14 protein-coding genes, 1 tRNA gene and 3 rRNA genes are annotated in these 23,740 nt (G+C 66.7%); 14 read left to right on the top strand and 4 right to left on the bottom strand.

All coding sequences use genetic code 11. From position 1 onward, the window contains the following. Nucleotides 1-5: 5 nt before the first annotated feature. Nucleotides 6-3,965: a type VII secretion protein EccCa gene (gene eccCa / locus AAFF41_RS34050; RefSeq protein WP_319747396.1), complete on the bottom strand. Its 3,960-nt coding sequence runs from the start codon at nucleotides 3,963-3,965 to the stop codon at nucleotides 6-8. 408 nt (nucleotides 3,966-4,373) lie between these two features. On the opposite strand from eccCa, the gene eccD reads away from it, so the two are divergent. Then, nucleotides 4,374-5,882, top strand: coding sequence for a type VII secretion integral membrane protein EccD (gene eccD / locus AAFF41_RS34055; protein WP_388411244.1), 1,509 nt, complete (start codon nucleotides 4,374-4,376; stop codon nucleotides 5,880-5,882). A 77-nt stretch (nucleotides 5,883-5,959) separates the two neighbouring features. Here eccD and AAFF41_RS34060 read toward each other — a convergent pair whose 3' ends face one another. Further along, complete coding sequence (locus AAFF41_RS34060; protein WP_319747401.1) at nucleotides 5,960-6,298, bottom strand: DUF397 domain-containing protein; 339 nt, start codon at nucleotides 6,296-6,298, stop codon at nucleotides 5,960-5,962. Nucleotides 6,299-6,563: 265 nt separating this feature from the next. Between AAFF41_RS34060 and rpsO the strand changes: the two genes are divergently transcribed. The 5 genes from rpsO to AAFF41_RS34085 all read left to right on the top strand — a co-directional run bounded on the left by rpsO (nucleotide 6,564) and on the right by AAFF41_RS34085 (nucleotide 12,084). Then, nucleotides 6,564-6,851, top strand: coding sequence for a 30S ribosomal protein S15 (gene rpsO, locus AAFF41_RS34065; protein ID WP_037741887.1), 288 nt, complete (start codon nucleotides 6,564-6,566; stop codon nucleotides 6,849-6,851). Between the two features lie 373 nt (nucleotides 6,852-7,224). Beyond that, nucleotides 7,225-9,441 carry a polyribonucleotide nucleotidyltransferase gene (locus tag AAFF41_RS34070; RefSeq protein WP_054232805.1) on the top strand — a complete coding sequence of 739 codons (2,217 nt, stop codon included), beginning with the start codon at nucleotides 7,225-7,227 and terminating at the stop codon, nucleotides 9,439-9,441. Then, a complete protein-coding gene (locus AAFF41_RS34075; protein ID WP_319747404.1) occupies nucleotides 9,438-10,817 on the top strand; it encodes a M16 family metallopeptidase in 1,380 nt (459 codons plus the stop codon). Before AAFF41_RS34070 ends, AAFF41_RS34075 begins: the two co-directional genes overlap by 4 nt. Nucleotides 10,818-10,843: 26 nt before the next feature. Further along, the gene (dapB, locus tag AAFF41_RS34080; protein WP_319747406.1) at nucleotides 10,844-11,596 is read left to right on the top strand and encodes a 4-hydroxy-tetrahydrodipicolinate reductase; all 753 of its coding nucleotides are present in this window, start codon (nucleotides 10,844-10,846) and stop codon (nucleotides 11,594-11,596) included. Nucleotides 11,597-11,628: 32 nt separating this feature from the next. Further along, nucleotides 11,629-12,084 carry a tetratricopeptide repeat protein gene (locus AAFF41_RS34085; RefSeq protein ID WP_054232802.1) on the top strand — a complete coding sequence of 152 codons (456 nt, stop codon included), beginning with the start codon at nucleotides 11,629-11,631 and terminating at the stop codon, nucleotides 12,082-12,084. Nucleotides 12,085-12,235: 151 nt separating this feature from the next. Here the strand turns inward: AAFF41_RS34085 and AAFF41_RS34090 are convergent, their stop codons facing one another. Next, on the bottom strand, nucleotides 12,236-12,793 hold the full coding sequence (locus tag AAFF41_RS34090) for a hypothetical protein (protein ID WP_319747409.1): 558 nt from the start codon (nucleotides 12,791-12,793) through the stop codon (nucleotides 12,236-12,238). Nucleotides 12,794-12,915: 122 nt separating this feature from the next. Continuing rightward, nucleotides 12,916-13,155, bottom strand: coding sequence for a hypothetical protein (locus tag AAFF41_RS34095; RefSeq protein WP_054232800.1), 240 nt, complete (start codon nucleotides 13,153-13,155; stop codon nucleotides 12,916-12,918). Between the two features lie 203 nt (nucleotides 13,156-13,358). Here AAFF41_RS34095 and thyX point away from each other — a divergent pair, with 203 nt between their 5' ends. The 8 genes from thyX (at nucleotide 13,359) to AAFF41_RS34135 (ending at nucleotide 23,679) form a co-directional block, all read left to right on the top strand. Beyond that, nucleotides 13,359-14,099: an FAD-dependent thymidylate synthase gene (gene thyX / locus AAFF41_RS34100; protein ID WP_054232799.1), complete on the top strand. Its 741-nt coding sequence runs from the start codon at nucleotides 13,359-13,361 to the stop codon at nucleotides 14,097-14,099. Between the two features lie 210 nt (nucleotides 14,100-14,309). Next, nucleotides 14,310-15,209: a 4-hydroxy-tetrahydrodipicolinate synthase gene (dapA, locus tag AAFF41_RS34105; RefSeq protein ID WP_319747411.1), complete on the top strand. Its 900-nt coding sequence runs from the start codon at nucleotides 14,310-14,312 to the stop codon at nucleotides 15,207-15,209. 137 nt (nucleotides 15,210-15,346) lie between these two features. Next, nucleotides 15,347-17,032 (top strand): ribonuclease J, encoded by a 1,686-nt coding sequence (locus tag AAFF41_RS34110; protein WP_319747413.1) that lies wholly within the window; start codon nucleotides 15,347-15,349, stop codon nucleotides 17,030-17,032. Nucleotides 17,033-17,562: 530 nt separating this feature from the next. Further along, nucleotides 17,563-19,088: ribosomal RNA gene (locus AAFF41_RS34115) — 16S ribosomal RNA — on the top strand. A 319-nt stretch (nucleotides 19,089-19,407) separates the two neighbouring features. Then, nucleotides 19,408-22,531, top strand: a 23S ribosomal RNA gene (locus AAFF41_RS34120). Between the two features lie 94 nt (nucleotides 22,532-22,625). Continuing rightward, nucleotides 22,626-22,742: ribosomal RNA gene (rrf, locus tag AAFF41_RS34125) — 5S ribosomal RNA — on the top strand. The 16S, 23S and 5S rRNA genes sit together here, the layout of an rRNA operon. A 114-nt stretch (nucleotides 22,743-22,856) precedes the next feature. Continuing rightward, a complete protein-coding gene (locus AAFF41_RS34130; protein WP_343326391.1) occupies nucleotides 22,857-23,519 on the top strand; it encodes a DegT/DnrJ/EryC1/StrS family aminotransferase in 663 nt (220 codons plus the stop codon). An 84-nt stretch (nucleotides 23,520-23,603) separates the two neighbouring features. Next, nucleotides 23,604-23,679: transfer RNA gene (locus AAFF41_RS34135), tRNA-Thr, on the top strand. Nucleotides 23,680-23,740 lie beyond the last annotated feature (61 nt).

The following is a 23,740-nucleotide window of genomic DNA, read 5'->3' on the forward strand; positions in this document are numbered from 1 at the left end:
CTTCATCAGTACTCCACACTCATCAACCCGGTCTGAACCAATGGCTTTCCCCGCTTACGAGAGACAAAGACGCCCCGACCCGCAGGCATCGCCCGAGGCCGCACTCCGCCCAGGACGTCTCCCTCGCCCGGATCGCCGGCGAGCACCACGCCCTGCGCACCCAGCTCCTTCATCCGCTGCATGAACGGCTCGTACGAGGCGCGTCCCGCTCCGGCGGTCGACCGGGCGATGATGAACCGCACGCCCACATCCCGCGCGAACGGAAGCAGTTCCGTCAGACCGCCCAGCGGGTTCCCGCTCGACGTGGACACGAGGTCGTAGTCGTCGACCACGACGTACACCGTCGGGCCGCGCCACCAGCTCCGCTCCCGCAGCTGCTGCGCGGTCACGTCCGCCGTGGGTGTCCGGCGTTGCATCAGCTCCGCCAGCGCGCTCATGTGGTGGTCCATGGCGTTGGACATGGGGATGTACTCGGCGAGGTGCGTGGACGGGGTGACGTCCAGCAGTGAGCGCCGGTTGTCGACCACGAACAGCTTGCAGTCGTCGCCCGAGTAGCGCTCCGTCAGCTGCTTGATCAGCAGACGCAGCAGGTTCGACTTGCCCGACTCGCTCTCTCCGAAGACGAGGAAGAACGGGTCCTGCTCGAAGTCGACGAAGACGGGTTCGAGGTTGTCCTCGTCGAGCGCGAAGGCCACGCCGCGGTGCGGGGAGTGGTCACCCGGAGGCAGTTGCTGCGCCGGGAACTCGCGGGGGAGCAGCCGGACTTCGGGGGCGCCGGGCGCCTGCCAGTGGCGGGACACCTCCGTCGCCAGCGCCGCCGTCGCGTCGGCGAGGTCCGTGTCCGACATCAGACCGTCGATGCGCGGAACGGCGCCCATGAAGTGCAGCTTCCCCGGCGCCTGGCCGCGGCCGGGCACGCCCGTGGGGACGTTCACCGCCACCTTGCGGTCCAGCTCGGAGTCCATCGTGTCGCCGAGGCGCAACTCCAGGCGGTTCATCAGGTGGTCCTTGAGGTTCGCCCGGACCTCCATCGACCTGGACGCGGTCAGGACGAGGTGGATGCCGTAGCCGAGGCCCCGTGCGGCGATGTCCAGGACGATGCCCTCCACGGCCTCGTAGTCCGCGCGGAAGTTGCCCCAGCCGTCGATGACCAGGAAGACATCACCCCACGGCTGGTCGGTCAGGGAGATCTGGCCGCGCGCCCGCTTCGTGCGGAACTCGGCGATCGACGAGATGCCGGAGGAGCGGAAGTACTCCTCGCGGCGCGTCATGACGCCGTACACCTCGGCGACCGTACGCCGCACCTTCTCCGGGTCGAGGCGCGAGGCCACACCGCCGACGTGCGGAAGTCCGGCCACGGCCGACATGCCGCCACCGCCGAAGTCGAGACCGTAGAACTGGACCTCGTGGGGGGTGTGGGTGAGCGCGAAGGAGGCGATCAGGCTGCGCAGCAGCGTCGACTTGCCGGACTGCGGACCGCCGACGATCTGCATATGGCCGGCCGCGCCCGAGAAGTCGACCCACAGCGGGTCGCGGCGCTGCTCGTACGGCTTGTCGACGAGACCGACGGGTACGACGAGCCGCCCCGCCCCCTCGTAGCCGGGCTGGGTGAGCCCGCGCCCCTGCACCGCCGCCAGTCCCGGGAGCAGCCCGTCCAGCGACGGCGGGCTGTCCAGCGGCGGCAGCCACACCTGGTGGGCCGCCGGGCCCTGCGCCTCCAGACGGCGCACGATCACATCGAGCACGGTGTCGGCCAGGGCGTCGTCCGTCTCCGGCGTCTCCTCGCGCTGCTGGGGCACGGCGACGTACCGCACCGGCACCTCCGCCGCGGTGAACAGCACCGGCCGCCGGTCCACCGGCAGCGCGCCGCCGAGCGCGGACCGGGTCGGACCCGTGCGGTACACCCCGGAGACGTACGCCGCCTTGAAACGCACCATCTCGTCGGTGCCGAACTTCAGGAAGCCGGAACCGGGCACGTTCGGCAGTTCGTACGCGTCGGGGACGCCCAGCGCCGCACGCGACTCGGCGGCGGAGAACGTCCGCAGGCCGATCCGGTACGAGAGGTACGTCTCCAGACCGCGCAGCCGGCCCTCCTCCAGGCGCTGCGAGGCCAGCAGCAGGTGCACGCCCAGCGAACGGCCGATGCGGCCGATCTGCACGAACATCTCGATGAAGTCCGGCTTGGCGGTCAGCAGTTCGCTGAACTCGTCGATCACGAGGACGAGGGACGGTATCGGCTGGAGCGGGGCCCCGGCCGCGCGCGCCTTCTCGTAGTCGTGGATGTTCGCGTAGTTGCCCGCGTCGCGCAGCATCTCCTGGCGGCGGTTGAGCTCACCGCGGATGGAGTCGCCCATGCGGTCGACCAGCGTCAGATCGTCCGCGAGGTTGGTGATCACGGCTGCCACGTGCGGCATCTGCGCCATCCCGGCAAAGGTGGCACCACCCTTGAAGTCCGCGAGGACGAAGTTCAGCGTCTCCGACGAGTGCGTCACCGCAAGACCCAGCACCAGCGTGCGCAGCAGCTCCGACTTGCCCGAACCCGTCGCGCCCACGCACAGACCGTGCGGGCCCATGCCTTCCTGCGCGGCCTCCTTGAGGTCCAGCATCACGGGCCGCCCGTCCTCGCCGACGCCGATCGGCACGCGCAGCCGCTCGGCGAGCGAGCGCGCCCGCCAGGTGCGCTTGGTGTCCACCGAGGCCGCGTCTCCGAGGTTCAGCAGATCCGTGAACTCCAGGTTGGCGAGCAGCGGTTCGTCGTCGTCCCCGCCCGAGGCCATGCGCAGCGGCGCCAGCTGCCGCGCCAGCGCCTCCGCGGACTCGTACGAGAGGGCGTCCGGTGTGCCCTCGTAGACGATGCCGTGCCCGGACTCCAGATGCAGCGCGTGCGGCTGCACGACGATGGAGAGGTCACCGCGCGCTCCGGACAATTCCTCGGGGACGACCTCGAGGACCGTCACCCCTTGCAGTCCCTCGGGGGCGGCCAGGACGGAGTCCGGTGGTAGCGACAGGCCATCGAGTACGACGACGATGTGCGGTTCGTCCGGGAGCGGAGAGGCGTTCGGGTGGAAGCGTGGGCGCCCCGTCAGCCGGGTGGCCAGCAACTGTTCCAGCTCGCGCGAGTCGCTGCCGATCAGCCGGCGGCTGCCCGCGCCGTCCACCGTGTCGGGGAGCTGCACGTGCGGCAGCCACTTGGCCCACTCCCAGTGCGAGAGCTCCGCACGCCCGGCCGCGACCACGATCACCAGGTCCTCGGGCGAGTGCAGCGAGGCCAGCGAACCGGCCACAGCACGCGCAGAGGCACGCACGGACTGCGGATCGCCGCTGACCGTGACGTGGTAGAAGGCGCGCAGCGAGACGGCCATCGGCAGCGCGTCCAGGACGCCGTGGGTGGCCACGAAGCGCTGCATCGCGCCCGCGGTCAGCGGCTCCAGCTGGTCGACCGGACCTGTCTCGGGGGAGACCAGCGGAGTGGCCAGCGACTGCGGACCGAGGCCGATGCGCACCTGGGCGAAGTCCTCGTCCCCCGGCCGCCGTTCCCACACCCGGCTGCCCTCGGCGACCAGCGCCCACAACTGCTCGGGAGAAGGATGCAGGTAGTACTGGGCGTCGCGCTGCGCTTTCCCCGTGTCCAGGGCCGTGCGCCGGGTCTGCGACAGATAGCTCAGATAGTCGCGGCGCAAGTCCGCGAGCTGGCCCTGGGAGCCGCGACGGAAGCGGACGACCATCGCGACGGACATGGCCACCGTCGACGCGATCATCACCATGCCCATGATCTTCATGAACGGCTGCCCGTTCGTGAAGAAGAAGACCACCGAGCCGCCCATGCCGAGCGTCGGCAGCAGCTGCATGAGGACGCTCTCCTGATGCCCGCGCGGAAGCTCCGGCGGCGGCTGAAGGACGACCTCTTCCGTGGGCACTTCGGACGGCAGCGCCCGAGGAGGGCGCTTGACGATGATTTGGCTCACTGCTCACCAATTCCCTTGCCGGCCCCAGGGTCTTCCGCCCGCCGCCCCGTGTCAGGCGGACGCAGGCCGCCGCGTGATCCTACTGACTTGCTACTGACTTCATGGGAGACGGGTGGGCGGTAGGGTGCCGGATGTTCGCGTGAGCACACGCGAACGAGGCCGGAAAATCAGGGCATTCCGCGCGATGTGGTGGTGTGCGGAACCCGAGAACCGGCCGCACGGACCTCTTTCCGCCGCCTTGCCGCACCGTCGGCCGGGCGGTCCGGACAAAGAGACGCAGGACCTTCACACCATGGCCGCAGAACCACCGCGGCCGGCGCCATCACGTCCGCGCAACCGACGCAGACGCACGAGCATGACCGAAATCGCAGACGCAGGACCATCATTGAGGGGGAGCAGCAGGTGAGCATGACGGCCTCCGCGACAACCACCGGAGCCGGAGGGCCGGGACCCGGAGCCCCTCACGGGGCGGACACGGGCCTCGGCTTCTGCCGGGTCACCATCGTCGCGCCCGACAGCCGGATCGACGTGGCACTGCCCGACGACATCCCGGTCGCCGACATCTATCCGGAGATCCTCAGGCTCTCCCAGCAGAGTCCCGCCCAGGGCGCTCCGGTCGGCTACCACCTCGTACGCCGCGACGGCACTGTCCTCGACAGCTCGCGCTCCTTCGCCGCGCAGCGGATTCTCGACGGCGAACTCCTCACCCTGCGCCCCTTCTCCGAGTCGCTGCCCCCCGCCGTCTTCGACGACGTGTCAGAGGCGGTCGCATCCGCGGTCACCCGTGAACGCACCCTGTGGAGCGGCGACCTGACGCGCGCCGCGGGACTCGTCGGCGGCGGCGTCCTGCCGACGCTGCTCGCGTTCGTCGCCTGGACCGCCGATCCGCGCCACGACATGCACAGCCTGCCCGGCATCCTCGCGGGCGTCACCGGTGTACTTCTTGTCGTCCTCGCCGCGATCCGTGCACGGATCTACGACGACCGGGCCTCCGCCGTCGCGCTGGGACTAGGCGCGCTCCCGAACGTGGGCGTGGCGGGCTCCGGGCTGCTGTCGCTGGCGGGCGGCGAGGGCATCGGCAAGCTGCAGTTCCTGCTGGCCTGCGCGGCGGTGCTGGTGGCCTCGGTGGTTCTCACCCTGTGCTCGCCGCGCGGCGACGGCCCGTTCGTCGCCTTCGTGTTCGCCTCCGCCATCGCCCTGGTCGTGGTGTTCGTGGCACTGCTCGTGCACTGGACACCCACCGAGATCGCCGCGCTGTGCGCGCCCGTCGCCGTGGGAGCACTGGCCTTCCTGCCGGGCATGTCCATGCGCTTTGCCCGCCTGCCGATCGGCTTCGACCCGCCGAACGCCACTCCGCGCAGCGCGTACGCCGCCGATCCCGCCCCGCCGGAGCCGGTCGACGCCGAACGCATCGAGGCGCAGGCCCGCCGAGGCCACGAACTCCTCGTCGGGCTCGTGGGCGGCTGCGCGCTGCTCGCCGTCGGCGCCTCGGTGGTGCTCGGCTTCTCCGACAACGTCTGGGGACAGCTGCTCGCCTTCGCCACCGGCGTCGCCATGCTGATGCGCGCCCACCTCTTCCGCTACACCACCCAGGTCGCGCCCGTCCTGGCCGCTGGCCTCGGCGCTCTCGTCCTGCTCGGCCTCGGCCTGGCGCTCAACCCGCCGCACGCCCTGATGCGCGACGCCCTCACCGGCGACCGTGCGGACCTCGACATCCGCACGATCTGGCTCGTCGCGGCGATCGCGGCGGCGGCAGCACTGGTCACCTCACTCGGCCTGATCCTGCCGCGCGGCGGCCTCACCCCGTTCTGGGGCCGCTTCCTGGAAGTCGCCGAAGGCTTCGTCCTGCTCACCCTGATCCCGCTGGCCCTCGCCGTCTTCGACGTGTACGGCGCGGCCCGGTCCATGACCAGCTGATCACCGGGCCGAGAACGGGGAGGGCGGTCGGCTCACCGGCCGACCGCCCTCCCCGTCTCTGTCGCTCAGCGCGTCGCCTACTGCGCCGCAAGGCCGCCCTTGTGCGGCGTCGGCTCCAGATCGAACTCCCCGTCCCGCGCCCCCAGCACAAAGGCTCGCCACTCCGCCTCCGTGTACCGCAGGACCGTGTCCGGGTCGAGGGACGAACGCATGGCCACCGCGCCCTCGGGCAGGTACGCGATCTCGACCCGCTCCTCGTGTTCCTCCGTGCCCGGCGCGCTGTGCCATTCGACGTCGGAGATGTCCAGGGCGTAGAGCTCGTCCTTCTCCCGCTCCTTGCGCGCCTTGACGTCGGCGGCCGTCTCCGCCGCGCTGTCCTCGTCCGCTACGCCCGCTGCGTCCGCTGCCTCGGCCATGTTCAAGCGGCCCCTTCCCCACGTACGAATGACCTGTGCGGTCACCCTAGTGGCCAGGCCCGCGTCACCAGGAAGGTTCGGAGACCCGGACAGACGCATCCGGCCAGGCTGGTACGCTGTGTGACGGCCGTTTGTGTACGCACCCCCGGAGCCCATAGCTCTGGAGGCCGCGCCCAGCGGATCCCCGCCTCCCGAGTAACGGAAGCTCCCCTGAGATGTGGACCAGGGGCACTCGGTGGCTACTCAGAGACTACGAGGAGTACGCGTGTCGCTCGACGCCGCTACGAAGAAGCAGATCATCAGCGAGTTCGGTCAGAAGGAGGGCGACACCGGCTCCCCCGAGGTCCAGGTCGCCATGCTCTCGCGCCGCATCTCGGACCTGACCGAGCACCTCAAGACCCACAAGCACGACCACCACTCCCGTCGTGGTCTGCTGATCCTGGTCGGTCAGCGCCGCCGGCTGCTGCAGTACCTGGCCAAGAAGGACATCCAGCGCTTCCGTGCGCTGGTCGACCGCCTGGGCATCCGCCGCGGTGCGGCGGGCGCCAAGTAAGACGCCGTGAAGGGAGCGGTTCCCACCTCTTGGGAGCCGCTCCTTTTGCTGTACGTGCCGATGCCGTGAGTACCGTACGTCTCTGTACGTGCGGAGTGTCACCGACGCTTTGTAGTGTGGTAGCACAACGCAATACGCAGGACACAGCACGTACGACACAGCGTGATGACTCCGTACCCGCCGGGTAGGGACCGTCACGTCAACGAACGAGGAGACGCGCACCGCACCGCCGCCGGTCCTCGGTAGTGGCCCCCGGGGGAATGAGATCCCGGGTGCTTCGATCGAAGACCGGCCCGCACCAGACGGAGCGCCTCTCCGCCACCGTCCCCCTGCCACACGGGCAGGCCGGGACGAAGACGAGGAGAAAACGCTAGTGGAGAACGAGACCCACTACGCCGAGGCCGTTATCGACAACGGTTCCTTCGGCACCCGCACCATTCGCTTCGAGACGGGCCGCCTGGCCAAGCAGGCCGCCGGCTCCGCCGTGGCGTACCTGGACGACGACACCATGGTGCTGTCGGCCACCAGTGCTTCCAAGAAGCCCAAGGACAACCTCGACTTCTTCCCCCTCACGGTGGACGTCGAGGAGCGGATGTACGCCGCAGGCAAGATCCCCGGCAGCTTCTTCCGCCGCGAGGGTCGTCCCTCCGAGGACGCCGTCCTCACCTGTCGTCTGATCGACCGCCCGCTGCGCCCGTCCTTCAAGAAGGGCCTGCGCAACGAGATCCAGGTCGTCGCCACGATCATGGCCCTCAACCCCGACCACCTGTACGACGTCGTGGCGATCAACGCCGCCTCCGCGTCCACGCAGCTGGCCGGTCTGCCCTTCTCCGGCCCGGTCGGCGGCGTCCGCGTCGCGCTGATCAACGGCCAGTGGGTCGCGTTCCCGACGCACACCGAGCTCGAGGACGCCGTCTTCGACATGGTCGTCGCCGGTCGCGTCCTGGAGGACGGCGACGTCGCGATCATGATGGTCGAGGCCGAGGCCACCGAGAAGACCATCCAGCTGGTCAAGGGTGGCGCCGAGGCGCCGACCGAGGAGGTCGTCGCCTCCGGCCTCGACGCCGCGAAGCCCTTCATCAAGGTCCTGTGCAAGGCGCAGTCGGACCTCGCCGCGAAGGCCGCCAAGCCGACCGCCGAGTTCCCGATCTTCCTCGACTACGAGGACGACGTCCTCGAGGCCCTGACCGCCGCGGTCAAGAGCGAGCTCGCCCAGGCGCTCACCATCGCCGGCAAGCAGGACCGCGAGGCCGAGCTGGACCGCGTCAAGGACATCGCCGCCGAGAAGCTGCTCCCGCAGTTCGAGGGTCGCGAGAAGGAGATCTCCGCCGCGTACCGCGCGCTGACCAAGAAGCTGGTCCGCGAGCGCGTCATCAAGGACAAGGTCCGCATCGACGGCCGCGGCGTCACGGACATCCGTACGCTCGCCGCCGAGGTCGAGGCCATCCCGCGCGTGCACGGCTCGGCGCTGTTCGAGCGTGGCGAGACCCAGATCCTGGGCGTCACCACCCTCAACATGCTCCGCATGGAGCAGCAGCTGGACACCCTCTCCCCGGTGACCCGCAAGCGCTACATGCACAACTACAACTTCCCGCCGTACTCCGTCGGTGAGACGGGCCGCGTGGGCTCCCCGAAGCGCCGCGAGATCGGCCACGGCGCCCTCGCCGAGCGCGCGCTCGTGCCGGTCCTGCCGACCCGCGAGGAGTTCCCCTACGCGATCCGTCAGGTGTCCGAGGCCCTCGGCTCCAACGGCTCGACCTCCATGGGCTCGGTCTGCGCCTCCACCATGTCGCTGCTGAACGCCGGTGTGCCGCTGAAGGCCCCCGTCGCCGGCATCGCCATGGGTCTGATCTCCCAGGAGATCGACGGCCAGACGCACTACGTCGCCCTCACCGACATCCTCGGTGCGGAGGACGCCTTCGGCGACATGGACTTCAAGGTCGCCGGCACCAAGGAGTTCGTGACCGCCCTCCAGCTCGACACCAAGCTGGACGGCATCCCGGCCTCCGTCCTGGCCGCGGCCCTCAAGCAGGCCCGCGACGCCCGCCTCCACATCCTCGACGTGATGATGGAAGCGATCGACACGCCGGACGAGATGTCCCCGAACGCCCCGCGGATCATCACCGTCAAGATCCCCGTGGACAAGATCGGTGAGGTCATCGGCCCCAAGGGCAAGATGATCAACCAGATCCAGGAGGACACCGGCGCCGAGATCACGATCGAGGACGACGGCACCATCTACATCGGTGCCGCCGACGGCCCGGCCGCCGAGGCCGCCCGCGCCACGATCAACGGCATCGCCAACCCGACCATGCCGGAGGTCGGCGAGCGCTACCTGGGCACCGTCGTGAAGACGACGACCTTCGGCGCGTTCGTGTCGCTGCTCCCGGGCAAGGACGGTCTGCTGCACATCTCGCAGATCCGCAAGCTCGCCGGCGGCAAGCGCGTGGAGAACGTCGAGGACGTCCTCGGTGTGGGCCAGAAGGTCCAGGTCGAGATCGCCGAGATCGACTCCCGCGGCAAGCTCTCCCTCATCCCCGTGATCGAGGGCGAAGGCGACGACGACAAGAAGGACGACACCGACCAGTGACGTCTCGTAGCTCCACGGCGACGGCCCGCACCTCTTCGGAGGCGCGGGCCGTCGCCCGTACCCAAACCCTCATCAAGGGCGAGAACGGCATCGGTACGGTCCGTAAGACCACCCTCCCCGGCGGCCTGCGCATCGTCACCGAGACCCTCCCCTCCGTACGCTCGGCCACCTTCGGGATCTGGGCGCACGTCGGCTCCCGCGACGAGACGCCGACGCTGAACGGCGCCACGCACTACCTGGAGCACCTGCTCTTCAAGGGCACCTCCCGGCGCAGCGCCCTGGACATCTCCTCCGCCATCGACGCCGTCGGCGGCGAGATGAACGCGTTCACCGCCAAGGAATACACGTGCTACTACGCGCGTGTGCTCGACACCGACCTCCCGCTCGCCATCGACGTCGTGTGCGACATGCTCACCGGCTCACTGATCGAGCAGGGCGACGTGGACGCCGAGCGCGGTGTGATCCTCGAAGAGATCGCGATGACCGAGGACGACCCGGGCGACTGCGTGCACGACCTGTTCGCGCACACCATGCTGGGCGACACCCCCCTCGGCCGCCCGGTCCTCGGCACGGTCGACACGGTCAACGCCCTCAGCGCCGACCGCATCCGCCGCTTCTACAAGAAGCACTACGACCCGACGCACCTCGTGGTCGCCTGCGCGGGCAACGTCGACCACAACAAGGTCGTACGCCAGGTCCGCGCCGCCTTCGAGAAGGCCGGCGCCCTCAGGGAGAGCGCCGTCGAGCCGATCGCCCCGCGCGACGGCCGCCGCGCCATCCGCACCGCGGGCCGCGTCGAGCTCCTCGGCCGCAAGACCGAGCAGGCCCATGTCGTCCTCGGCATGCCGGGCCTCGCCCGCACCGACGAGCGCCGCTGGGCCCTGGGCGTCCTGAACACCGCCCTGGGCGGTGGCATGTCCTCCCGCCTCTTCCAGGAGGTCCGCGAGAAGCGCGGCCTGGCCTACAGCGTGTACTCGTACACCTCGGGCTTCGCCGACTGCGGCCTCTTCGGCGTGTACGCGGGCTGCAGGCCGAGCCAGGTCCACGACGTGCTCAAGATCTGCCGCGACGAGCTCGACCACGTCGCCGAGCACGGCCTCTCGGACGACGAGATCGGCCGCGCCATCGGTCAGCTGCAGGGCTCCACCGTCCTCGGCCTGGAGGACACCGGCGCGCTGATGAACCGTATCGGCAAGAGCGAGCTGTGCTGGGGCGAGCAGATGTCGGTCGACGACATGCTGGTCCGGATAGCGTCGGTCACCCCGGACGAGGTCCGTTCGGTCGCCCGCGACATCCTGGGAGAGCGGCCCTCGCTGTCGGTCATCGGCCCGCTCAAGGACAAGCAGGCCTCCCGTCTGCACGACGCGGTCGCGTAATTCCCGTCTCGGTAAGGAACGAAGCAATGAGCAAGTTGCGCGTGGCGGTCCTCGGTGCCAAGGGCCGGATCGGGGCCGAGGCGGTGCGAGCCGTCGAGGCCGCCGAGGACCTGGAGCTGGTGGCCGCGCTGAGCCGCGGCGACGAGCTGGAAGCGCTGGTCGCCACCGGCACCCAGGTCGTGGTCGAACTGACGACCCCGGCCTCGGTGATGGGCAACCTCGACTTCTGCGTACGGCACGGCATCCACGCCGTGGTCGGCACGACCGGCTGGACCGACGAGCGGCTCGCGCAGCTCAACGCCTCGCTGGCCGCGTCCCCCGAGACGGGCGTGCTCATCGCGCCCAACTTCTCCATCGGGGCCGTACTGACCATGAAGTTCGCCGAGGTCGCCGCGCCGTACTTCGAGTCCGTCGAGGTCGTCGAGCTGCACCACCCGAACAAGGTGGACGCCCCCAGCGGCACCGCCACGCGCACCGCCCAGCTCATCGCCGCGGCCCGGGAGCGCGCGGGCAGCGCCCCCCAGCCCGACGCCACGGCGACCGCCCTGGACGGCGCCCGCGGCGCGAACGTCGACGGCGTCCCGGTGCACGCGGTCCGTCTGCGCGGGCTCCTCGCCCACCAGGAGGTCCTGCTGGGCGGTGAGGGCGAGACCCTCACCATCCGCCACGACTCCCTCCACCACAGCAGCTTCATGCCGGGCATCCTGCTCGGCGTCCGCCGCGTGGTGACCGCCCCGGGCCTCACCTTCGGCCTGGAACACTTCCTGGACCTCGGCTGAGCCGAGGGACGTACAACAGATAGCCGGCAGACATGCGTGCGAAGATCACCTACGCCGTCACGGCAGCCGTCCTGGTCGTCTATTTCGTCCTGGTCGGCAGCCGAGGCGTGCTGCTCATCGAGAACGGCACCCTGATCACCGTCACCTTCGGTGTCGCGGTGCTGATCCTGCCGGTCATCGGCATCTGGTTCCTGTGGAAGAACACCCAGTTCGTCCGCAAGGCCAACCGGCTCGCCGCCGAGCTCGACGCCGAGGGCGGCCTGCCCGTCGACGAGTTGAAGCGCACCCCGGGCGGCCGTATCGACCGTGACTCGGCCGACGAGGTCTTCGCCAGGCGCAAGGCCGAGACCGAGGACGCCCCGGACGACTGGCGCAGCTGGTTCCGCCTCGCGATCGCCTACCACGACGCCCGCGACACCCCGCGCGCCCGCAAGGCGATGCAGCGGGCGATCGCCCTGCGCGAGGGCAGGCGGCCCGCCGAGGCCTGAGAGCCACGGCGCACACGAGGCGTGCGACCAGCGCACGGCGAGAAGGACGTCGAAGGGGCCGGCCCGCGGAGTGCGGGCCGGCCCCTTGGCCCTGCCACGAGATGCCCGGCCACGAAGCCCTGCTACGGCACCCCGCCATGACCGCTGGGGCTCAATCCCGCCGGTACTCGTCGGCCCACACCTCGACGGCGTCCGCCGCCCGGTCGAAGGCCTCCGGGCGCGCCAGGAAGTCGGAGTTGTGCGAGGTGAGCAGCGGCGGCACGCTGTCCGCCGCCCGACCCTTGCGTACGAGGATCAGCGCCTGTCCCTGCACGGTGCGCGGCAGCCCGAGCCAGCGCACCGGCTGCTGGACGGTGCGTACGGCGACGACCTGCTCCCAGGACGCCGTACTCGTGCTCAGGAAGCCCACGCGGCGCAGCCCCCGCGCACTCACCCAGACGCCCATCCGCAGCAGCCGCAACGCGCACAGGATCACGAGCACGGACCCACCGAAGCAGAGCAGGGCGGCGGAGCGGCTCCCCGTGAGCGCGACGAGCACGGCCGCGACGAGCACGTAGGAGGCGAGCAGCAGCACGAGCGCGGCGAGGGCCACCCGCCACGGCCCGGGCCGGTAGGGGCGCCGCCAGCGGCCGCGGTCGTCGAAGGGCAGGGCGAGTTCGGCCGCCACCTCGTCAAAGTCACGGTCCGCCGTCAGGAAGGGCAGGGGCACGACTGATCCTCACTCAATCCACGCAGGGGCTGTGCCCGGTGAGGCTATCGAGCGGGGTCCCCGCTCACCACCCTTGGGGGGCCATGGGGGTGCCCCCACGCCCATGGGGCAGCGGGGGAGGGTCAGCGGCCGTTGGAGGCTTCGGAATGCTGGGTCGTCGCGGACGACTGGTCGAGCGACAGGGCCGGCATCCCGACGATCAGCGCGCCCACCAGCCCGGCGACCACGGTGAGGCCCAGGAGCCAGCGGCCGAATATCTCGCCGGCCGACGAGCGTCGGCGGGGTGGGGGAGCGACATTGCTGCGGAACTGGTCGGCTTCTGCGATGAAGGCGAACGGTACGGGCTCGCGCCGACGGAACATGGGGGTTGCTTCTCCTCTGGAGGCTCGAACGGATCACTGTCACCAATACAGACGAGCGAATGCCCCAAGAGGTGCCCGGAATCACCGAATTCGCTGAAGTTCGCCGACGAATGTCGCGGCACGGCACCGAACGCCCCGTTGTCGGTGGCGGGCCGTAGAGTGGGCGCCGCCCGAGAGATGTGATGGGAAGGACCCTCCGCACCGTGACCGACACCCCCGCCGACGACCTCAAGCCCAGTTTCCGCAGCGATGTCACCGTCGAGCTGGTCAAGCACACCGCGTCCGACTCGGACGTGCTGTTCGCCGCCCGCGTCTCGACCCTCGGTGAGCAGTCCCTCGACGAGCTCCAGAAGGACCCGGAGCGCTCCAAGGGCCTGCTGAACTACCTGATGCGGGACCGGCACGGCAGCCCCTTCGAGCACAACTCGATGACCTTCTTCGTCAGCGCCCCGATCTTCGTCTTCCGCGAGTTCATGCGGCACCGTGTGGGCTGGTCGTACAACGAGGAGTCGGGCAGGTACAGGGAGCTCGAGCCGGTCTTCTACGTCCCGGACGAGTCCCGCAAGCTGGTCCAGGAGGGCCGCCCCGGCAAGTACGTCTTCGTCGAGGGCACCCAGGCGCAGCAGGAGCTCACGGGCCGTGTGATGGAGGACTCCTACCGACAGGCGTACGAGGCGTACCAGGAGATGCTGGCCGCCGGTGTGGCCCGCGAGGTGGCCCGCGCCGTCCTCCCCGTCGGCCTCTTCTCCTCGATGTACGCCACCTGCAACGCACGCTCCCTGATGCACTTCCTCGGTCTGCGCACCCAGCACGAGCTCGCCAAGGTCCCGTCCTTCCCGCAGCGGGAGATCGAGATGGTCGGCGAGAAGATGGAGGCGGAGTGGGCCAAGCTCATGCCGCTCACCTACGCGGCCTTCAATGCCAACGGGCGCGTGGCGCCGTAAGGCGCTCCCGCGCGCCGTTCGGCACAGATGTGCGGATCGACCGAGCGAGGTGTCCGTATTGCGGCATTTCGAGAAGTTCATCTAGCCTGATCAAACGGACCCGGCACTGCTTGAACCCCCGAGCAGGCAGTGCCGGGCTCCGCATTTGTCGCGCTTTGTCGTGTCCCCCGAGGGCAGACCCCGCCCTGAGCAGCGAGTAGCGTGTTACCCATGGCTCCGACCTCCACTCCGCAGACCCCCTTCGGGCGGGTCCTCACCGCCATGGTCACGCCCTTCACGGCGGACGGCGCACTCGACCTCGACGGCGCACAGCGGCTCGCCACCCACCTGGTGGACGCAGGCAACGACGGCCTGATCATCAACGGCACCACCGGTGAGTCACCGACCACCAGTGACGCGGAGAAATCGGATCTCGTACGAGCCGTACTCGAGGCGGTCGGCGACCGCGCCCACATCGTCGCGGGCGTCGGGACGAACGACACCCGTCACAGCATCGAGCTCGCCCGCGCCGCCGAGAAGGCCGGCGCGCACGGCCTGCTGACCGTGACGCCGTACTACAACAAGCCCCCGCAGGAGGGCCTGTACCGTCACTTCTCGGCCATCGCCGACGCGACCGAGCTGCCGGTGATGCTGTACGACATCCCCGGTCGCAGTGGCGTACCGATCAGCACCGAAACCCTCGTGCGGCTGGCCGAGCACCCGCGTATCGTCGCGAACAAGGACGCCAAGGGAGACCTCGGCCGAGCCAGCTGGGCCATCGCCCGCTCCGGACTCGCCTGGTACTCCGGCGACGACATGCTGAACCTGCCGCTGCTCTCCGTGGGCGCGGTCGGCTTCGTCTCCGTCGTCGGCCACGTCGTCACCCCGGAGCTGCGCGCCATGCTGGACGCGTACGTCTCGGGCGACGTACAGAAGGCCACCGAGATCCACCAGAAGCTGCTCCCCGTCTTCACCGGCATGTTCCGCACCCAGGGCGTCATGACGACCAAGGCCGCGCTCGCCCTCCAGGGCCTGCCCGCCGGACCGCTGCGCGCCCCGATGGTCGAGCTGTCGCCCGAGGAGACCGCCCAGCTCAAGATCGATCTTGCTGCCGGCGGGGTAGAACTCTAAATACGGACTTCACAACTGAATATGCACGACAACGCAGGCCAGGGGCCTGCACCCCACACAGACAACTGCTACTGCACGAACGTCATGCGCGCCACGTGCCTTGCCAGGTACGTGGCGCGTGTGGTGAGGAGAGTCTTTTGAGTCATCCGCATCCTGAACTTGGCCCGCCGCCGAAGCTCCCCAGGGGAGGCCTGCGGGTCACCCCGCTCGGTGGCCTTGGCGAAATCGGCCGGAACATGACGGTCTTCGAGTACGACGGCCGACTGCTGATCGTCGACTGCGGAGTGCTCTTCCCCGAGGAGGAGCAGCCCGGAATCGACCTGATCCTGCCGGACTTCACGTCCATCAGGGACCGCCTCGACGACATCGAGGGCATCGTCCTCACCCATGGCCACGAGGACCACATCGGCGCTGTCCCGTTCCTCCTGCGCGAGAAGCCGGACATCCCGCTGATCGGCTCCAAGCTGACCCTCGCCCTCATCGAGGCGAAGCTCCAGGAGCACCGCATCCGCCCGTACACCCTCGAAGTCGCGGAGGGCCACCGCGAGCGCATCGGCCCCTTCGACTGCGAGTTCGTGGCGGTCAACCACTCCATCCCGGACGCCCTCGCGGTCGCCATCCGCACCCCAGCGGGCATGGTCGTCCACACCGGCGACTTCAAGATGGACCAGCTCCCGCTGGACAACCGCCTCACGGACCTGCATGCGTTCGCACGTCTGAGCGAAGAAGGCATCGACCTTCTTCTCTCCGACTCCACCAACGCCGAGGTCCCGGGTTTCGTCCCGCCCGAGCGCGACATCTCGAACGCACTGCGCACGGTCTTCGCGAGCGCCCGCAAGCGGATCATCGTGGCGAGCTTCGCCAGCCACGTTCACCGCATCCAGCAGATCCTGGACGCGGCCCACGAGTACGGCCGCCGGGTCGCCTTCGTCGGCCGCTCGATGGTCCGCAACATGGGCATCGCACGCGACCTGGGCTATCTGAAGGTCCCGCCGGGCCTCGTGGTGGACGTCAAGACGCTCGACGACCTCCCGGACCACGAGATCGTCCTGGTCTGCACGGGCTCGCAGGGCGAGCCGATGGCGGCCCTGTCGAGGATGGCCAACCGGGACCACCAGATCCGGATCGTCCAGGGCGACACGGTGATCCTGGCCTCGTCGCTCATCCCGGGCAACGAGAACGCGGTCTACCGCGTCATCAACGGCCTCACCCGCTGGGGCGCCAACGTCGTCCACAAGGGCAACGCCAAGGTGCACGTCTCCGGCCACGCCTCCGCGGGCGAGCTGCTGTACTTCTACAACATCTGCAAGCCGCGGAACCTGATGCCGGTCCACGGCGAATGGCGCCATCTGCGCGCCAACGCCGAGCTCGGCGCCCTCACCGGCGTCCCGCACGACCGCATCGTGATCGCCGAGGACGGAATCGTCGTCGACCTCATCGAGGGCAAGGCGAAGATCTCCGGCAAGGTCCAGGCGGGTTACGTGTACGTCGACGGACTCTCGGTCGGTGACGTGGGCGAGCCGGCGCTCAAGGACCGCAAGATCCTCGGCGACGAGGGCATCATCTCGGTCTTCGTGGTGATCGACTCGAGTACGGGCAAGATCACCGCCGGCCCGCACATCCACGCGCGCGGTTCGGGCATCGACGACTCCGCCTTCGCGGACGTCATCCCGAAGGTCACGGAGGTCCTGGAGCGCTCGGCCCAGGACGGCGTGGTCGAGCCCCACCAGATGCAGCAGCTCATCCGCCGCACGCTGGGCAAGTGGGTCTCGGACAACTACCGCCGCCGTCCGATGATCCTGCCGGTCGTCGTCGAGGTCTGACCCCTCGCACGCGCCAACTCCGGAGCGGGGCCCCTCGATTTGCATCGGGGCGCCCCGCTCCAGTACGTTTACGGCTCCGCCTGAACGGGAACCCGGCACGACCGTGTGCCAGGAACCACCCCGAGCGGGACGGAAATTCCGACTCAGAATCTCTGATAAAGTCGGAGCCGCCGGAAGGGGAAACGCGAAAGCGGAAACCTGGAAAGCGCCGAGGAAATCGGATCGGGAAACGGTCTGATAGAGTCGGAAACGCAAGAACAAAGCAGGACCGAAGGGAAGCGCCCGGAGGAAAGCCCGAGAGGGTGAGTACAAAGGAAGCGTCCGTTCCTTGAGAACTCAACAGCGTGCCAAAAATCAACGCCAGATATGTTGATACCCCGTCTCCGGCCGATCGGCTGGGGCGAGGTTCCTTTGAAAAAGTCCTGCCGGGCATGGTCTCGGTGGGCGCACAGCGAGGACGCTGTGAACCGTGGGGATTATTCCTCCCTTCGGTTCCGCTCTCGTGGTGTCGTCCCGATTACGGGAAAACATTCACGGAGAGTTTGATCCTGGCTCAGGACGAACGCTGGCGGCGTGCTTAACACATGCAAGTCGAACGATGAAGCCCTTCGGGGTGGATTAGTGGCGAACGGGTGAGTAACACGTGGGCAATCTGCCCTTCACTCTGGGACAAGCCCTGGAAACGGGGTCTAATACCGGATAACACCTGCCCGGGCATCTGGGTGGGTTAAAAGCTCCGGCGGTGAAGGATGAGCCCGCGGCCTATCAGCTTGTTGGTGAGGTAGTGGCTCACCAAGGCGACGACGGGTAGCCGGCCTGAGAGGGCGACCGGCCACACTGGGACTGAGACACGGCCCAGACTCCTACGGGAGGCAGCAGTGGGGAATATTGCACAATGGGCGAAAGCCTGATGCAGCGACGCCGCGTGAGGGATGACGGCCTTCGGGTTGTAAACCTCTTTCAGCAGGGAAGAAGCGAAAGTGACGGTACCTGCAGAAGAAGCGCCGGCTAACTACGTGCCAGCAGCCGCGGTAATACGTAGGGCGCAAGCGTTGTCCGGAATTATTGGGCGTAAAGAGCTCGTAGGCGGCTTGTCACGTCGGGTGTGAAAGCCCGGGGCTTAACCCCGGGTCTGCATTCGATACGGGCTAGCTAGAGTGTGGTAGGGGAGATCGGAATTCCTGGTGTAGCGGTGAAATGCGCAGATATCAGGAGGAACACCGGTGGCGAAGGCGGATCTCTGGGCCATTACTGACGCTGAGGAGCGAAAGCGTGGGGAGCGAACAGGATTAGATACCCTGGTAGTCCACGCCGTAAACGGTGGGAACTAGGTGTTGGCGACATTCCACGTCGTCGGTGCCGCAGCTAACGCATTAAGTTCCCCGCCTGGGGAGTACGGCCGCAAGGCTAAAACTCAAAGGAATTGACGGGGGCCCGCACAAGCAGCGGAGCATGTGGCTTAATTCGACGCAACGCGAAGAACCTTACCAAGGCTTGACATACACCGGAAAGCATTAGAGATAGTGCCCCCCTTGTGGTCGGTGTACAGGTGGTGCATGGCTGTCGTCAGCTCGTGTCGTGAGATGTTGGGTTAAGTCCCGCAACGAGCGCAACCCTTGTTCTGTGTTGCCAGCATGCCCTTCGGGGTGATGGGGACTCACAGGAGACTGCCGGGGTCAACTCGGAGGAAGGTGGGGACGACGTCAAGTCATCATGCCCCTTATGTCTTGGGCTGCACACGTGCTACAATGGCAGGTACAATGAGCTGCGAAGCCGTGAGGCGGAGCGAATCTCAAAAAGCCTGTCTCAGTTCGGATTGGGGTCTGCAACTCGACCCCATGAAGTCGGAGTTGCTAGTAATCGCAGATCAGCATTGCTGCGGTGAATACGTTCCCGGGCCTTGTACACACCGCCCGTCACGTCACGAAAGTCGGTAACACCCGAAGCCGGTGGCCCAACCCCTTGTGGGAGGGAGCTGTCGAAGGTGGGACTGGCGATTGGGACGAAGTCGTAACAAGGTAGCCGTACCGGAAGGTGCGGCTGGATCACCTCCTTTCTAAGGAGCACTTCTTACCGATCCCTCCGGGGTGAGGTCAGAGGCCAGTACATCGGCGAATGTCTGATGCTGGTTGCTCATGGGTGGAACGTTGATTATTCGGCATCTTCAGTCATCTCAGGCTGTGAGTACTGCTCTTCGGGGCGTGGAAAGCTGATCATGAGTGGCGGGGGTTGCCGGGCACGCTGTTGGGTGTCTGAGGGCACGGCCGATTGTTGGCTGCCTTCAGTGCCGGCCCCAGTGCACTCGATCCGGAAGGTTCGGGGTGATGGGTGGTTGGTCGTTGTTTGAGAACTGCACAGTGGACGCGAGCATCTGTGGCCAAGTTTTTAAGGGCGCACGGTGGATGCCTTGGCACCAGGAACCGATGAAGGACGTGGGAGGCCACGATAGTCCCCGGGGAGTCGTCAACCAGGCTTTGATCCGGGGGTTTCCGAATGGGGAAACCCGGCAGTCGTCATGGGCTGTCACCCATACCTGAACACATAGGGTATGTGGAGGGAACGCGGGGAAGTGAAACATCTCAGTACCCGCAGGAAGAGAAAACAACCGTGATTCCGGGAGTAGTGGCGAGCGAAACTGGATGAGGCCAAACCATATGCGTGTGAGACCCGGCAGGGGTTGCGTATGTGGGGTTGTGGGATTTCTCTTTCACGGTCTGCCGGCCGTGAGACGAGTCAGAAACCGTTGATGTAGGCGAAGGACATGCGAAAGGTCCGGCGTAGAGGGTAAGACCCCCGTAGTCGAAACGTCAACGGCTCGTTTGAGAAACACCCAAGTAGCACGGGGCCCGAGAAATCCCGTGTGAATCTGGCGGGACCACCCGCTAAGCCTAAATATTCCCTGGTGACCGATAGCGGATAGTACCGTGAGGGAATGGTGAAAAGTACCGCGGGAGCGGAGTGAAATAGTACCTGAAACCGTGTGCCTACAAGCCGTGGGAGCGTCGCGCATTGAGTTTGCTCAGTGCGTCGTGACTGCGTGCCTTTTGAAGAATGAGCCTGCGAGTTTGCGGTGTGTTGCGAGGTTAACCCGTGTGGGGAAGCCGTAGCGAAAGCGAGTCCGAATAGGGCGATTTAGTAGCGCGCTCAAGACCCGAAGCGGAGTGATCTAGCCATGGGCAGGTTGAAGCGGCTGTAAGAGGTCGTGGAGGACCGAACCCACCAGGGTTGAAAACCTGGGGGATGACCTGTGGTTAGGGGTGAAAGGCCAATCAAACTCCGTGATAGCTGGTTCTCCCCGAAATGCATTTAGGTGCAGCGTCGTGTGTTTCTTGCCGGAGGTAGAGCACTGGATAGGCGATGGGCCCTACCGGGTTACTGACCTTAGCCAAACTCCGAATGCCGGTAAGTGAGAGCGCGGCAGTGAGACTGTGGGGGATAAGCTCCATGGTCGAGAGGGAAACAGCCCAGAGCATCGACTAAGGCCCCTAAGCGTACGCTAAGTGGGAAAGGATGTGGAGTCGCACAGACAACCAGGAGGTTGGCTTAGAAGCAGCCACCCTTGAAAGAGTGCGTAATAGCTCACTGGTCTAGTGATTCCGCGCCGACAATGTAGCGGGGCTCAAGCGTACCGCCGAAGTCGTGTCATTGCAGCAATACGCCCAACGGCGGCTGTGATGGGTAGGGGAGCGTCGTGTGCCGGGTGAAGCCGCGCCGGAAGGCAGTGGTGGACGGTTCACGAGTGAGAATGCAGGCATGAGTAGCGATACACACGTGAGAAACGTGTGCGCCGATTGACTAAGGGTTCCTGGGTCAAGCTGATCTGCCCAGGGTAAGTCGGGACCTAAGGCGAGGCCGACAGGCGTAGTCGATGGATAACCGGTTGATATTCCGGTACCCGCTGTGAAGCGTCAAACATTGAACCAGGCGATGCTAAGTCCGTGAAGCCGCCCCGGAGCCTTCGGGCAAAGGGGAGTGGTGGAGCCGACGGACCAGACCTGCAGTAGGTGAGTGATGGGGTGACGCAGGAAGGTAGTCCATCCCGGGCGGTGGTTGTCCCGGGGTAAGGGTGTAGGCCGTGCGATAGGTAAATCCGTCGCACATCAAGGCTGAGACCTGATGCCGAGCCGATTGTGGTGAAGTGGATGATCCTATGCTGTCGAGAAAAGCCTCTAGCGAGTTTCATGGCGGCCCGTACCCTAAACCGACTCAGGTGGTCAGGTAGAGAATACCGAGGCGTTCGGGTGAACTATGGTTAAGGAACTCGGCAAAATGCCCCCGTAACTTCGGGAGAAGGGGGGCCATCACCGGTGATGAGTCTTGCACTCTGAGCTGGGGGTGGCCGCAGAGACCAGCGAGAAGCGACTGTTTACTAAAAACACAGGTCCGTGCGAAGCCGTAAGGCGATGTATACGGACTGACGCCTGCCCGGTGCTGGAACGTTAAGGGGACCGGTTAGTCACTCTTCGGGGTGGCGAAGCTGAGAACTTAAGCGCCAGTAAACGGCGGTGGTAACTATAACCATCCTAAGGTAGCGAAATTCCTTGTCGGGTAAGTTCCGACCTGCACGAATGGCGTAACGACTTCTCGACTGTCTCAACCATAGGCCCGGTGAAATTGCACTACGAGTAAAGATGCTCGTTTCGCGCAGCAGGACGGAAAGACCCCGGGACCTTTACTACAGTTTGATATTGGTGTTCGGTTCGGCTTGTGTAGGATAGGTGGGAGACTTTGAAGCGGCAGCGCCAGCTGTTGTGGAGTCGTCGTTGAAATACCACTCTGGTCGTGCTGGATGTCTAACCTGGGTCCGTGATCCGGATCAGGGACAGTGTCTGATGGGTAGTTTAACTGGGGCGGTTGCCTCCTAAAGAGTAACGGAGGCGCCCAAAGGTTCCCTCAGCCTGGTTGGTAATCAGGTGTTGAGTGTAAGTGCACAAGGGAGCTTGACTGTGAGACCGACGGGTCGAGCAGGGACGAAAGTCGGGACTAGTGATCCGGCGGTGGCTTGTGGAAGCGCCGTCGCTCAACGGATAAAAGGTACCCCGGGGATAACAGGCTGATCTTCCCCAAGAGTCCATATCGACGGGATGGTTTGGCACCTCGATGTCGGCTCGTCGCATCCTGGGGCTGGAGTCGGTCCCAAGGGTTGGGCTGTTCGCCCATTAAAGCGGTACGCGAGCTGGGTTTAGAACGTCGTGAGACAGTTCGGTCCCTATCCGCTGCGCGCGTAGGAATATTGAGAAGGGCTGTCCCTAGTACGAGAGGACCGGGACGGACGAACCTCTGGTGTGCCAGTTGTCCTGCCAAGGGCATGGCTGGTTGGCTACGTTCGGGAGGGATAACCGCTGAAAGCATCTAAGCGGGAAGCCTGCTTCGAGATGAGTATTCCCACCCCCTTTGAGGGGTTAAGGCTCCCAGTAGACGACTGGGTTGATAGGCCGGATCTGGAAGGCGGGTAACCGCTGGAGGTGACCGGTACTAATAGGCCGAGGGCTTGTCCTCAGTTGCTCGCGTCCACTGTGTTGGTTCTGAAACCACGAACAACCCCATTCCCAGGGCCACTGGGTGTGGTGCGGTATTCACAGTTTCATAGTGTTTCGGTGGTCATAGCGTGAGGGAAACGCCCGGTTACATTCCGAACCCGGAAGCTAAGCCTCACAGCGCCGATGGTACTGCAGGGGGGACCCTGTGGGAGAGTAGGACGCCGCCGAACTCATATTAAAAGAGCTGGTCCCCGAACTTCGGTTCGGGGACCAGCTCTTTTTTGTTGTCCGACACTTTGCGTTCACTTTGCGCGACAAGCATCCGCGGCATGGGTACAGCTGCAATGCTCAGGGCCGCGGGCGTCGGAGCCGGCGACGAGGTCATCGTGCCGGCGTTCGGGAACGTCGAGGTCGCGGAGGCCGTGACCCAGGTCCGTGCGTCGGTCGTCTTCGCCGACATAGACCCGGTGACGTACTGCCTTGACGCCGGCGTTGTCGAGGCGGCCGTGACCCCGCGGTCGACCGCTGTCGTCGTCGTACACCGCTTCGGTCGGTCGGCCGACATGACGCGGCTGCGGGACGTCGGGCAGCGGCACGGGCTTCTGGTGCTGGAACTGGGCGAGTCCGAGGCGCCGTTCGACGAGATCGCACAGCGCAGGGAGCGGGCCGCCTATCTCGACGCGCGGCTGAGCGGAGTGCGCACGCCGGACGGCGGCGACGGGCACACGTACCAGCAGTACGTCGTGCGCGTGCCCGGCAACGGCCGGCCGGACCGGGACGCCTTCGCACGGGCCGTACGGGCCAAGGGAATTGAATGCCCGGTGCCGGTGAAGACGCCCGTGCACCGGCTGCCCGGGTTCCGTCGGGACGTGCACCTCCCGGAGACGGAGCGGGCCGCCGACGAGACTCTCGCGCTGCCCGTGGACGCGTCGTTGACGAAGCGGGAGATGCAGCGGATCGTCTCCGCGTGCAATGCGCTCGGGGGATTGCTGCAGCCCGCCTTCTGATCCGACGGGACTGGTTGGGAGCACGCTCCTGTTCGGGGTATGATCTATTTCGTTGCCGCGAGGGAAACCTCGAAAAGGCGACCGGCCCCCCTAGCTCAGTCGGCAGAGCGTCTCCATGGTAAGGAGAAGGTCAACGGTTCGATTCCGTTGGGGGGCTCCAGCAGAAAAGGCCTCCGCCCTTACGGGCGGGGGCCTTTCGCATGTCCGGGAGTGCCCCGGAG

Origin of the sequence: Streptomyces mirabilis (assembly GCF_039503195.1) — a bacterium.
GTDB classification, from domain to species: Bacteria; Actinomycetota; Actinomycetes; order Streptomycetales; family Streptomycetaceae; genus Streptomyces; species Streptomyces mirabilis_D.